Source organism: Pseudomonas sp. LBUM1652 (assembly GCF_059716105.1).
The window spans coordinates 3185286-3197616 of the sequence record NZ_CP166804.1 but is presented as its reverse complement, the minus strand read 5'-3'; the positions used below and the strand labels follow the sequence as shown (position 1 = coordinate 3197616).

Sequence of the window (12331 nt, the reverse complement as noted above, 5' to 3'; positions counted from 1 at the left end):
AGGAGCTTACCCATGGCTGTACCGCTGAAGATCACCGTGCTCGCCGCGTTCATGCTGCTCGGCGCCTGCCGCAGCGACCCGATCAGCTTTCATACGCTGACACCGGTGCAACTGGCCAATACCCGTGCTGGCGGACAAATTCCGATTGAAGGCATCAGCGTGCCGCCGCAGGTCGATCGGGCGCAAATCGTCATCCGCCAGGGCAACAGCGGCCTCGCCATTCTGGACACCGATTGGTGGGGCGCGACGCTGGCCGATGAGTTACGCGGGGCGCTGAGCGATCAATTGAGCAATACCGGTGGGCAAGGCAATGTCTCGGTGCGAATCGAGGTGCAGCGCTTCGATTCGATACCCGGTCAGTACGGCTTGATCGACGCCAAATGGCGCTTGCGTCCAACCGGAGCGACTGACAGCGGCCTGCTGATCTGCCGCTCGACGTTGCAGACGCCGTCCGGCCCAAGCATCGATGATCTGGTGATCGCCCAGCAGAACAACGTCAAGCGTCTGGCCGAACAGATCAGTCGGGCGGCGGCAGGCAACGCGCGCACCTGCCCTTCCCCATCCTGAGCCGGCTTACAAGTCGAAGCGATCCACCGCCCGCCGCCGCTCGTTGTCGTCACGCACATCGTAGTTGGCGGTGGTCTGGATGTTGCTGTGGTGCGCAAGTTTCTGCGCGATCGACAGATCATGCTCTTCGATCACCCGGGTAATGAACGAGCGGCGGAAGTCATGAGGCATGATCTTCACCCCGACCTGCGTGCCACGCTGACGGGCGATGTAGTAGATCGCGTGTTTGGTGATGCGCTCACGGGTGATATGACTGCCACGGCGGATGCGATTGAACAGAAACGCATCGTCGCTCTCGCCTTCCTTCAGTTGTGAGCGGCGCAGCTCCAGCCACGCATCGAGCTTGGCGAACGCCCAGGCCGGTGCGTACTTGATCATTTGCTTGTTGCCCTTGCCGGTCACGGTAAGGCTGCGCTCCGTGAAGTCGACCTGATTGAGGTCTAGATCCACCGACTCGGATTTGCGCATGCCGGTGCCATACAGCAACGCAATCACCGCGGCGTCGCGAAGGCCCTGCGGTCGTGGATCGGCGGCGCAGACTTCCATCAATTCATGAATCAGTGTGCGTTTGAGATTACGCCCCTGCGACAACCGCGTGCCGGCGATGCCTTTTACCGAGCGCATCTTCAGCAGGTGATCCTGACTGATCAGGCTCATCCGCCAGGCTTCGTTCATCACGCCGCGCACGGCGTTGACATACAGCGACGAGGTATTCGGCGCATAACCGTCGGCGCGCAACGCGGCGACCAGTGCCACCACGTCCTCCGGTTGCAGCGCGTGCCAGGGGATTTCCTCGACATTCACTTCTTCGAAACCGAGACGGTCGGCGGCGTCCTGCAAGACGTAGCGCATGGTCAATTGGCTGGAGGGCGCCAGTCGGGCCAGATAAAGCGTCAGCGGATTAGTGTTGGTCGGGGTGGATTGGGAACTCGACAAGTCAATCAAACGAAACGGCCTTGAATAGAAAACAGTTCAACAAAACAACTTAAAAGTGCAAACAAACTTATATAAAGAGCGACTCTTCTCTATGACTTTTTCACTAAAGATGCCGATAAGCGGAAGAAGTCTGAACGACGGCTGTATGACTTACAGATAGACGAATAGCCGACCGTTTTTTCATGTTCCTTTCACAAAAACGGGCATAACCTTAATTACAACAGGTTGCCCCGAAAGGCCTGCAACCCTGCCGTCCGTGGGCACAAAAGTCAATCAGGCATTCCCCGGCCGGTATTCCAAACCATTGAAATCACGTGTTTTTCAGACAACTGGCTGAAGGATGGCTGTCGCCTCGAGGTTCTTATGAGTCAAGCGTTTCTGCCCTTTTCCCGGCCGAGTATCGGCGACGAAGAAATAACCGCCGTCGAACAAGTATTACGTTCCGGCTGGATTACTACCGGCGCTAAATGCCAGGCACTCGAAGAACAGTTCGCCCACTATGTCGGCTGTAGCCACGCCGTCGCACTATCTTCTGCCACGGGCGCAATGCATATCGCATTGCTGGCATTGGGCATCGGCCCGGGTGACGAAGTCATAACGCCGTCGCAAACCTGGGTGTCGACCGCCAACATGATCTCGCTGCTCGGCGCCAAACCGGTGTTTGTCGACGTCGACCGCGACACGCTGATGACGGACGTGGCGCATATCGAAGCGGCCATCACCCCACGCACCAAAGCGATCATCCCGGTGCATTACGCCGGGGCCGCGTTCGATCTCGATCCGCTGTATGCCCTCGCCGACAAGCACGGCATCGCGGTAATCGAAGACGCCGCCCACGCCGCTGGCACACGTTACAAGGGGCGCCACGTCGGTTCGCAAGGCACGGCGATCTTCTCGTTCCATGCAATCAAGAACATGACCTGTGCCGAAGGCGCGATGTTCGTCACTGACGACGAAGCCCTGGCCAACCGTGTGCGCATGCTCAAGTTTCATGGCCTTGGTGTCGACGCCTATGACCGCCTGACCGGTGGCCGCAAGCCGCAGGCACAAGTCATGGAGCCGGGTTTCAAATACAACCTCGCCGACATCAACGCCGCGATAGCACTGGTGCAACTGGAACGCCTTGACGCGATCAATGCCCGCCGCACCGAGCTGGCCACAGCCTATCTACAAAAGCTCGAAGGCCTGCCGGTGCAGCCATTGGCCTTGCCCGACTACGCCCAACAACACGCCTGGCACCTGTTCATCCTGCGCATCGACAGCGAACGCTGCGGCATGGATCGCGAAACCTTTATGAAAGGTTTGCAGGATCAGGGCATCGGCACCGGTATCCACTTCATCGCCACCCACCTGCACACCTGGTATCGCCAGCGTGATCCCGACCTGTATCTGCCCAACACCGAATGGAACTCGGTACGGCTGTGCTCAATTCCGTTGTTCCCCGACATGACCGATCAAGACCTCGACCGCGTCGTCGGCGCCATCGCCACCCTTATGGATAAACGCCCGTGAAACCTTACCCGATCCGCTGCGTGTCGATCGTCATCCCGGTCTACAACGAACAGGAAAGTCTGCCGGAGCTGCTGCGCCGTACTGAAGCGGCCTGCCGGTTATTGCGTCACGACTATGAAATCGTTTTGGTGGACGACGGCAGTCGCGACGAGTCCGCCCATCTGCTGGAAGAAGCCGCCACCCGTGAAGACAGCCCGTTCGTGGCGGTCATACTCAACCGCAACTACGGCCAGCACGCGGCGATCATGGCCGGTTTCGAGCAGTGCAAAGGCGATGTGGTCATCACTCTTGACGCCGACCTGCAGAACCCGCCGGAAGAAATCCCGCGACTGATCGCCGAAGCAGAAAAGGGTTACGACGTCGTCGGCACCGTGCGCGGCAACCGTCAGGATTCGGCCCTGCGCCGCTACCCGTCGAAGCTGATCAACCTCGCCGTGCAACGCTCCACTGGCGTGGCCATGAGCGACTACGGCTGCATGCTCCGCGCCTACCGCCGCACGATCATCGACGCGATGCTCGCTTGCCGCGAACGCAGCACATTCATCCCGATCCTGGCCAACAGCTTCGCCCGCCACACCACCGAAATCGTCGTCGCCCACGCCGAGCGTGAACACGGCGATTCGAAGTACAGCCCGATGCGCCTGATCAACCTGATGTTCGACTTGATCACCTGCATGACCACCACGCCGCTGCGGTTACTGAGCATCGTCGGTTTCACCATGGCCGGGCTCGGTCTGCTGTTTGCCCTCGCGCTGATCCTGATGCGGCTGATCTTCGGTTCCGGCTGGGCCGGTGACGGCATGTTCGTACTGTTCGCCGTGCTGTTCGTGTTCACCGGCGGCCAGTTCATCGGAATGGGCCTGCTCGGCGAATACCTGGGGCGCATGTACAGCGACGTGCGCGCCCGCCCGCGTTTCTTCATTGAAAAAGTCTTGCGCAGCCACGCCGTTACCCCGGCGCCTGCGGTCACCGTTGATGGTCTCTCCTCTTCTTCTACTACCGGTCAGGTTCTCTCATGAGTGCAAAAACTGTTGTCTTCGCTTACCACGACATCGGCTGCGCCGGCATTCAAGCCCTGCTCGACAGCGGCTATGACATTGCTGCCGTGTTCACTCACGCGGATGACCCGAAAGAAAACGCTTTCTACGCCTCGGTTGCGCAACTGTGCGCCAAAAAAGGCATTCCCGTGCACGCCCCGGAAGACGTCAACCACCCGTTGTGGATCGAGCGCATCGCCAAACTCGACCCTGACTACCTGTTCTCTTTCTACTACCGCAATCTGCTGAGTGAGCCGTTGCTGGCCACGGCGAGCAAAGGTGCATTCAACCTGCACGGTTCGTTGCTGCCGCGCTACCGTGGCCGCGCCCCGGCGAACTGGGTGCTGGTCAATGGCGAAACCGAAACCGGCGTGACCCTGCACCGCATGGTCAAACGTGCCGATGCCGGCGCCATCGTCGCTCAGCAGCGCGTGGCCATCGAGCGCAGCGATACCGCGCTGAGCCTGCACGGCAAGCTCCGCATCGCCGCCAGCGACCTGTTGCGTGACGAACTGCCCGCCATGCTGCAAGGCCGGATCAGCGAAACCCCGCAGGATGAATCCCAAGCCACGCTGTTCGGCCGTCGCACCCCGGCGGACGGCAAACTGCTCTGGGCGAAACCGGCCGAGCAACTGTTCAATCTGATTCGTGCCGTGACTCAACCGTACCCGGGTGCGTTCTGCGCCGTCGGCGAACACAAGCTGATCGTCTGGAGTGCCGAAGTCGTCAAAGGCAACGACGGTCAGGCACCGGGCCGGGTGATCAGCGTCGATCCGCTGCGCATTGCCTGCGGCGAAGATTCGCTGGTGATCCTCTCGGGTCAGCGTAACGACAACGGCCTGTTTCTCAGTGGCCCGCAATTGGCCAACGAACTGGGGCTGGTCGACGGCTCGTTACTGCGCGGTGCCGAATCCGGCCGTGCGCCCCGCCGTACTCGCGTGCTGATCCTTGGCGTCAACGGCTTTATCGGCAATCACCTGTCCGAGCGTCTGCTGCGCGATGACCGCTACGAAGTCTATGGCCTGGACATCGGCTCCGACGCCATCGACCGTCTGCGCAGCCATCCGCACTTCCACTACGTGGAAGGCGACATCAGCATTCACTCCGAGTGGATCGAATACCACATCAAGAAGTGCGACGTGGTGCTGCCACTGGTGGCCATCGCCACACCGATCGAATACACGCGCAATCCGCTGCGGGTGTTCGAACTCGACTTCGAAGAAAACCTGAAACTGGTGCGCTACTGCGTCAAGTACAACAAGCGCGTGATTTTCCCGTCGACCTCGGAAGTCTATGGCATGTGCCAGGACAAGAACTTCGACGAGGACACCTCCAACCTGATCGTCGGCCCGATCAACAAGCAGCGCTGGATCTACTCGGTGTCCAAGCAATTGCTCGACCGGGTGATCTGGGCCTACGGCGCCAAGGGCCTGAATTTCACCCTGTTCCGCCCCTTCAACTGGATGGGCCCGCGTCTTGACCGACTGGATTCGGCACGCATCGGCAGCTCCCGCGCGATCACCCAACTGATCCTCAACCTGGTGGAAGGCACGCCGATCCGTCTGTTCGACGGTGGTGAGCAGAAACGCTGCTTCACCGACATCGCCGACGGCGTCGAAGCCCTGGCGCGGATCATCGATAACGACAACGACGTCTGCAACGGTCAGATCATCAACATCGGCAACCCGGACAACGAAGCAAGCATCCGGCAGTTGGGCGAAGAGCTGCTGCGCCAGTTCGAGGCGCACCCGCTGCGCGACAACTTCCCGCCATTCGCCGGTTTCCGCGACGTCGAAAGCAAGGCGTTCTACGGTGCCGGTTACCAGGACGTCGAGCATCGCAAACCCAGCATCGCCAACGCCAAGCGTCTGCTGGACTGGACGCCGACCGTGGAAATGCGCGAGACCATCGGCAATACGCTGGATTTCTTCCTGCGTGAAGCCATGCTCGAAATCGCGGACAAGAAGTAATGCAGGCCGGTCTACGCATCGACGTCGACACCTTTCGCGGCACCCGTGAAGGTGTGCCGCGCCTGCTGGAAATGCTCGATGAAGCGCAGGTCAAGGCAACGTTTTTCTTCAGTGTCGGCCCCGACAACATGGGTCGGCATCTGTGGCGCCTGATTCGCCCGCAGTTCCTCTGGAAGATGCTCCGCTCCAATGCTGCCGGCCTCTATGGCTGGGACATTCTGCTGGCCGGCACCGCATGGCCGGGCAAACCGATTGGTCGCGAACTCGGGCACTTGATGCGTCAGGCCCGGGACGCGGGTCATGAGGTCGGCCTGCATGCCTGGGATCACCATGGCTGGCAGGCCAATGCCGGGCGTTGGAGCGATACTCAGCTGATCGAGCAAATTCGTCAGGGCGTCGACACCTTGAGCGACATCCTCGGCGCAAAAGTCGAGTGTTCGGCCGCCGCCGGTTGGCGCGCGGACGAGCGTGTGATTGAAGCCAAGCAGGCTTTTGGCTTTCGCTACAACAGCGACTGCCGTGGGACACGCCTGTTTCGGCCTTTGCTGGCGGACGGCACGCCGGGCACCCCGCAGATTCCGGTGGACCTGCCGACCTTCGACGAAGTTGTCGGCCCCATCGTCGCCGCGAGGGATTTCAACCGGTTCATCCTCGACCACTTCCTCCCGCGACAACTCAACGTCTACACCATTCATGCCGAAGTGGAAGGGATTCTGATGGCTGAGGGTTTTCGTCAACTGCTGGCTGAGGCTCGCCTGCGCAACATCCAGTTCCAACCGTTGGGTGACTTGCTACCCGAGTTCTTCAACACCTTGCCCGTGGGTCGCGTACAACGCGGCGCCCTCAACGGCCGTGAAGGCTGGCTGGGAGTGCAAGGCGCATGATTAAACGCTGGACATTGCCGCTGCTATTGCTGGGCATCTGCTTGCTGGCTTATTTGCTGCCGCTGGGCATGCATGGTTTGTGGATTCCCGACGAAACCCGCTACGCACAGATCAGCCAGGACATGCTGCTAAGCGGCAACTGGGTGTCGCCGCATTTCATGAGCCTGCGCTACTTCGAGAAGCCGATTGCCGGTTACTGGATGATCGCCCTCGGCCAGGAGTTGTTCGGGCAGAACCTGTTCGGCGTACGTTTTGCGTCAGCGTTGAGCAGCGGTTTGAGTGTGTTGCTGTGCTTCCTGATCGCCCGGCGGTTGTGGAACGAGCCGCGCAAAAGCTTCGTCTGCGCCCTGCTCTACATGAGCTTCACGATTGTTGCCGGTCAGGCCGGATACGCCAATCTCGACCCGCAATTCACCTTTTGGGTCAACCTCAGTCTGGTGACGCTGTGGTTTGCCGTCGACAGCCGCACCAGCGGCAAGCGCATGGCCGCCTGGGCGGTGCTGGGTCTGGCCTGCGGCATGGGGTTCATGACCAAAGGGTTTCTTGCCTGGCTGCTGCCGGTGCTGATCGCGTTACCGTGGATGCTCTGGCAAAAACGCTGGCGTGAACTGCTGCTGTTCGGCCCGATGGCGATTGCCATCGCGATCATCGTCAGCCTGCCGTGGGTGTTGGCCGTGCATGCCCAGGAACCGGATTACTGGCGGTTCTTCTTCTGGCACGAACACATCCGTCGGTTTGCCGGTGACGATGCCCAGCACGATGCGCCGTGGTGGTTTTATCTGCCGCTGCTGGTGGCGTTCAGTCTGCCGTGGGTCGGCCTGTTGCCGCCTGCGTTCAAGCAAGCGTGGCAGACCCGCACTCAGCCGCCAGTGGTCTTCCTGCTGCTGTGGCTGCTAATGCCGCTGCTGTTTTTCAGCCTGAGCAACGGCAAGCTGCCGACTTACATCCTGCCGTGCCTGTTGCCGATGGCGTTGTTGCTGGGTAATGCCCTGGCTGACCGTTTGCGTCTGGAGCAAGGCCGGGCGCTGAGCATCAATGGCCTGCTCAATCTGTTGCTGGGCCTCGTGACGCTGATTGCACTGGTTTATCTGCAACTGAAAAAGCCGCTGTACGACCACGAACTGCACAGCCTGGTGCTGGTGTTCATCGGCCTGATCGGCTGGATCATCGCCAACCTGCTGCAAGCGTTTCTGCCGTTGCAATGTTGGGCGGCACCGGCGTTGGGCAGTCTGTTGCTGATTGGCGTGTTGCCCGCAGCACTGCCGAAATCGGTGGTCGCCAACAAGATGCCCGACCAGTTCATCCGCCATCACGTCACTGAACTGGCGCAAACCACGCACTTGCTGAGTAACGATCTGGGCGCGGCCTCGGCCCTGTCCTGGCGCCTGCAACGCCCACAGGTGGCGCTGTACAACACGATAGGCGAATTGAAATATGGCCTTGCCTATCCTGACGGCATTCAACAGCGGGTCGATCCCGATCAAGTGCAACAGTGGATGCGCGAAGCCCGCCGCAGCGGTTCGGTCGGCGTGGTGATGCGCGTCAAGGGGCAAGACGAACTGGACGAAATCGACAGACTGCCAAAGGACGGCATCCGATACGAACAGGGCAATCTGGTGATCATGATTCTCCCTCGGGAGGCGTCATGAGCCTGTTGCTGCTGTTGGCCGCGTGCGTGCTGACCTGCCTGGGCCAGATAGCGCAGAAATACGCCGTGGAGAGTTGGCGCGGCGTCGAGTCGTCCTGGCCCGAAAAATTGCGTACGCCGTGGCTATGGCTGGCGCTGCTCGCCCTCGGCTCGGGCCTGTTGGTCTGGCTGCTGGTGTTACAGCGTCTGGAGGTCGGCATTGCTTACCCGATGCTCAGCCTCAACTTTGTGCTGATCACCTTGATCGCCCGCTTCGTCTTCCGTGAACCCATCGACCGCCAGCACTGGCTAGGCGTGGCGCTGGTGATTGGCGGTGTGATTTTGCTGGGGCAACAGTCATGAACCAGCGCCGGGGAATCACTTTCGCCATGGGCAGCGTGCTGTTGGTCAGCGCCGCGCAACTGGGCATGCGCTGGAGCATGACGCGTCTGCCGGCGCCCGATCACTGGCTGGCGATCGACAGCATCGATCTGCGCGCCTTGGCGGTGGTCGGCGCGGCGATTCTGGCCTACGCCCTGTCGATGCTCTGCTGGCTCGGCGCCCTGCGCGATCTGCCGCTGGGCCGTGCCTATTCGCTGCTGAGCATCAGCTATGCGCTGGTGTACCTGTTGGCGGCCAGCCTGCCGCTGTTCAACGAATCCTTCAGTTTCACCAAATCACTGGGCGTGGCGCTGGTCATGCTCGGGGTCATCACCATTAACACGCGTCCGGCTCGTGCGCCCGAATTCAGGAGTGCTCCATGAAAATCACAGTCTTTGGTAGCGGTTATGTCGGTCTGGTGCAGGCTGCTGTGTTGGCCGAGGTCGGGCATGACGTGGTGTGCATGGACGTCGACCAGAAGAAGGTCGATCTGCTGCGCCAGGGCCATGTCAGCATCTTCGAACCGGGGCTGGCCAGTCTGGTGCGCGAGGGGCTGGATTCGAAACGCCTGCAATTCACCACTGATGAACAACTCGCCGTGCAGCATGGTCGAGTAGCGTTCATCGCGGTTGGCACGCCATCCCGTGAAGACGGCTCGGCCGATCTGCGTTATGTGCTCTCGGTCGGTGACGCCATCGCCCGCCACCGTGAGCAGCCGTTGATTCTGGTGGAGAAATCCACCGTGCCAGTGGGCACCGGAGACACCTTGCGCACGCACATCGAAAAGGCTTTGATCAAGGTCGGCCGATTGCTGCAATTCGATATCGTCTCCAACCCGGAGTTTCTCAAGGAAGGCTCGGCCGTCGCTGACTGCCGGCGCCCGGATCGCATCGTCATCGGCTGCGAGGGTGATGACGTGCGTGACGTGATGCGCGACCTCTACTCGCCGTTCAACCGCAACCATGACCGCATCATGTTCATGGACTTGCGCAGTGCCGAGCTGACCAAATACGCCGCCAACTGCATGCTGGCGACCAAGATCAGCTTCATCAATCAGATCGCCGAGCTGGCCGAACATCTGGGCGCCGACATTGAGTCGGTGCGTCAGGGCATCGGTGCCGACTCGCGCATCGGCTACCACTTCATCTACCCGGGCTGCGGTTATGGCGGTTCGTGCTTCCCTAAAGACATGCGCGCCTTGATCCACAGTGCCGAAGAAGCGCATTGCTCCAGCGACTTGCTGCAAGCGGTCGAAGCGATCAACCAACGGCAGAAACACAAGCTCTTCGAACGCATCAACGCGTTCTACAAGGGTGACCTGCGCGGCAAGACCTTTGCCTTGTGGGGCCTGGCGTTCAAGCCCAATACCGACGACATGCGGGATGCGCCGAGCCGGGTCCTGCTGGAGGAATTATGGGCCGCCGGTGCCAGCGTGCGCGCATTCGACCCCGAAGCCATGCAGGAAACCCAGAACCTCTACCCGGACGAGTCGAAACTGATGCTGATGGGCACCCCGGAATCGGTACTGCCCGGCGCCGACGCGCTGATCATCTGCACCGAATGGCAGCAATTCAAGGCGCCGGATTTCGACCTGATCAAGCAACGCCTCAACACCCCGGTGATTTTCGACGGTCGCAACCTGTATGACGCCGAGCGTTTGGCGCGCAACGGCTTCCAGTATTTCCCGATGGGTCGCGGCGAGTCGCGCAAATTGCCGATACCGTTGCAACAATGGCCTCACAGGTCAGACGTCGCTTGATCACGTTGTCGCCTGCCATCCGCCGGCAGTCCCTGATCGCGGGGCTGCTGGCGTTCTTGTTGTTCGTCGCCGGGGTCTACTGGCAGGCCCCGATCGGGTTCGATTCACGCTTTGTACTGTTCGCTCAAGAGATGTTGCGGCACGGGCCGACGGTGTTTCCGACCACGTATGGTCAACCCTATGCCGACTATTCGGCCGTATCGACACTGTTTGTCTGGCTGCTGTCGTTGCCATTCGGCGCGGTCAACGCTTTCACCGCGTGGGCACCGAGCGCCGTTGCCGGTGCGTTGATCGTGACGTTGATGTATCGCCTGCTGACGCCGTATTCGCGGCGCTGGGCGTTGATCAGCATTGCGCTGTTGATGCTCACCGGCACCTTCGTCACCGAAGTGCGCGCGGTGTCGCAGGACTTGACGCTCGCCGCCGTGGCGTTTGCAGTTTTCTATCTGGGTTATGCCCATGATCACTTTGGCGCTGGACGGCGCTGGCCTTTGATCTTCGTCTTGTTGTTACTCGGCTTCGGCATTCGCGGGCCGATCGGGCTGGTGGTACCGACCGGCATGTTGTGCAGCTATTACCTGCTCAATCGGCAGTGGTCGCGGTTGCTTGTGTTTGGTGTGTTGGCTTCGGTGTTGCTGGTGGTGTGTGTGGGCCTGCTGTTGTGGTTAGCCAAACTCAGTGGTGGGCCAGTCTTTATGCAAGACGTGATTCGCATGCAGTTCATGGGACGCATGGACGGCAGCGAGGGTGTCAGTGGCTCGTTGTATTACTTCACCAGTTCACTGGGTAACTATGCGCTGGCGTATCCCATGGCATTGCTGGCACTCGCGGCCGCATGGTTGAGCAAGCCGCACCAGCGCGGGCCGGCCTTGCGCCTGGTGCAGTATTGCGCGGCGGCAGGACTGATCGTGATGGTCGGCCTGTCGATTCCGCAGGCGAAGAAGGCTCGGTACCTGCTGCCGATGCTGCCCATGGCGGCGATCATCGCGGCGTATCCGTTTCAGGTGATACACGGACAAGTGTTCAGGTGCTTGCGCGGTTTGCTGCTGGGTGTGTGGCTGCTGACCCCGGGATTATTGATAGCCGGTCTGTTGTTCGCCCAACGACGGTTTCCCGAGCAACTGACCGAAGTCGGCGTGGTGCTGATTGCGTTAGGGGTGCTGCAGTTGGCGGCGCTGTCGCGGTTATTGATCCCGCGTTGGCGCGCTGAAGTGCTGGCGCTGTGTTCGGTGTTGGCGTTGTGGACGGTATATGTCGCGGTATTTGAACCCGTTGAGCAGCGTCTGTATGACACTCGCACCTTCAGCCGTGCTGCGTTTGCCCAGGTGCAGCAAAACCCCGCCCCACTGGTGCTGCACGGCATGGGCAAGGACGCGAAGGCGATCAAGTTCATGGTCAATCTCGAACAGGATCTGCAACCGCAGTTCAGCGAAACCGCGCAGCAGCTGGAAGCACTCAAGGGGCCGGCGTGGCTGATGATGGAACGCAGTGATTTCCTGGCCCTCAAAGGTACTCCGCTGGAAAACCTGCAACCGGTACTCAGCGGCCCTTTCGACAAAAACGACTACATCCTGCTGTATCTGAAACCCTTGTAGGTGCTGTCAGGTTGACCGTTGAGCGAGACCCGGTGAGGATGTCGAGCCTGCCCTCGAATCCGA

At 60.5% G+C, this 12331-nt stretch carries 11 protein-coding genes; 10 read left to right on the top strand and 1 reads right to left on the bottom strand.

What is annotated here, in order from left to right; translation table 11 throughout:
* Positions 1-12: 12 nt before the first annotated feature.
* Complete coding sequence (locus tag ACA069_RS14495) at positions 13-567, top strand: PqiC family protein (RefSeq protein WP_489881373.1); 555 nt, start codon at positions 13-15, stop codon at positions 565-567.
* Positions 568-573: 6 nt separating this feature from the next.
* Here the strand turns inward: ACA069_RS14495 and ACA069_RS14490 are convergent, their stop codons facing one another.
* A complete protein-coding gene (locus ACA069_RS14490; protein WP_497618246.1) occupies positions 574-1419 on the bottom strand; it encodes a site-specific integrase in 846 nt (281 codons plus the stop codon).
* 447 nt (positions 1420-1866) lie between these two features.
* On the opposite strand from ACA069_RS14490, the gene arnB reads away from it, so the two are divergent.
* From arnB to ACA069_RS14445, 9 genes are read left to right on the top strand one after another with little or no spacing between them, the layout of a single operon-like run.
* Entirely contained in the window at positions 1867-3015 is a 1149-nt protein-coding gene (arnB, locus tag ACA069_RS14485; RefSeq protein WP_497613922.1) for a UDP-4-amino-4-deoxy-L-arabinose aminotransferase, read from the top strand.
* On the top strand, positions 3012-4034 hold the full coding sequence (gene arnC / locus ACA069_RS14480) for an undecaprenyl-phosphate 4-deoxy-4-formamido-L-arabinose transferase (protein ID WP_401264319.1): 1023 nt from the start codon (positions 3012-3014) through the stop codon (positions 4032-4034). The genes arnB and arnC overlap by 4 nt, the downstream gene beginning before the upstream one ends.
* Positions 4031-6022 carry a bifunctional UDP-4-amino-4-deoxy-L-arabinose formyltransferase/UDP-glucuronic acid oxidase ArnA gene (gene arnA, locus ACA069_RS14475; protein ID WP_497613920.1) on the top strand — a complete coding sequence of 664 codons (1992 nt, stop codon included), beginning with the start codon at positions 4031-4033 and terminating at the stop codon, positions 6020-6022. The genes arnC and arnA overlap by 4 nt, the downstream gene beginning before the upstream one ends.
* On the top strand, positions 6022-6906 hold the full coding sequence (gene arnD, locus ACA069_RS14470; protein WP_497613918.1) for a 4-deoxy-4-formamido-L-arabinose-phosphoundecaprenol deformylase: 885 nt from the start codon (positions 6022-6024) through the stop codon (positions 6904-6906). The genes arnA and arnD overlap by 1 nt, the downstream gene beginning before the upstream one ends.
* Entirely contained in the window at positions 6903-8555 is a 1653-nt protein-coding gene (arnT, locus tag ACA069_RS14465) for a lipid IV(A) 4-amino-4-deoxy-L-arabinosyltransferase (protein WP_497613916.1), read from the top strand. The genes arnD and arnT overlap by 4 nt, the downstream gene beginning before the upstream one ends.
* Positions 8552-8896: a 4-amino-4-deoxy-L-arabinose-phosphoundecaprenol flippase subunit ArnE gene (gene arnE, locus ACA069_RS14460; RefSeq protein WP_497613914.1), complete on the top strand. Its 345-nt coding sequence runs from the start codon at positions 8552-8554 to the stop codon at positions 8894-8896. The genes arnT and arnE overlap by 4 nt, the downstream gene beginning before the upstream one ends.
* On the top strand, positions 8893-9297 hold the full coding sequence (gene arnF, locus ACA069_RS14455) for a 4-amino-4-deoxy-L-arabinose-phosphoundecaprenol flippase subunit ArnF (RefSeq protein ID WP_489881378.1): 405 nt from the start codon (positions 8893-8895) through the stop codon (positions 9295-9297). Before arnE ends, arnF begins: the two co-directional genes overlap by 4 nt.
* Positions 9294-10673, top strand: a complete 1380-nt coding sequence (locus ACA069_RS14450) for a UDP-glucose dehydrogenase family protein (protein ID WP_497613912.1) — start codon at positions 9294-9296, stop codon at positions 10671-10673. The genes arnF and ACA069_RS14450 overlap by 4 nt, the downstream gene beginning before the upstream one ends.
* Positions 10646-12268, top strand: a complete 1623-nt coding sequence (locus ACA069_RS14445) for an ArnT family glycosyltransferase (RefSeq protein WP_497613910.1) — start codon at positions 10646-10648, stop codon at positions 12266-12268. Before ACA069_RS14450 ends, ACA069_RS14445 begins: the two co-directional genes overlap by 28 nt.
* Positions 12269-12331 lie beyond the last annotated feature (63 nt).

Bases quoted from the DNA above. Each gene is read 5' to 3' on its own strand.
- ACA069_RS14495 (WP_489881373.1), top strand. From the start codon at position 13: ATGGCTGTACCGCTGAAGATCACCGTGCTCGCCGCGTTCATGCTGCTC.
- ACA069_RS14490 (WP_497618246.1), bottom strand. From the start codon at position 1,419: ATGCGCTACGTCTTGCAGGACGCCGCCGACCGTCTCGGTTTCGAAGAA.
- arnB (WP_497613922.1), top strand. From the start codon at position 1,867: ATGAGTCAAGCGTTTCTGCCCTTTTCCCGGCCGAGTATCGGCGACGAA.
- arnA (WP_497613920.1), top strand. From the start codon at position 4,031: ATGAGTGCAAAAACTGTTGTCTTCGCTTACCACGACATCGGCTGCGCC.
- arnD (WP_497613918.1), top strand. From the start codon at position 6,022: ATGCAGGCCGGTCTACGCATCGACGTCGACACCTTTCGCGGCACCCGT.
- arnT (WP_497613916.1), top strand. From the start codon at position 6,903: ATGATTAAACGCTGGACATTGCCGCTGCTATTGCTGGGCATCTGCTTG.
- arnE (WP_497613914.1), top strand. From the start codon at position 8,552: ATGAGCCTGTTGCTGCTGTTGGCCGCGTGCGTGCTGACCTGCCTGGGC.
- arnF (WP_489881378.1), top strand. From the start codon at position 8,893: ATGAACCAGCGCCGGGGAATCACTTTCGCCATGGGCAGCGTGCTGTTG.
- ACA069_RS14450 (WP_497613912.1), top strand. From the start codon at position 9,294: ATGAAAATCACAGTCTTTGGTAGCGGTTATGTCGGTCTGGTGCAGGCT.
- ACA069_RS14445 (WP_497613910.1), top strand. From the start codon at position 10,646: ATGGCCTCACAGGTCAGACGTCGCTTGATCACGTTGTCGCCTGCCATC.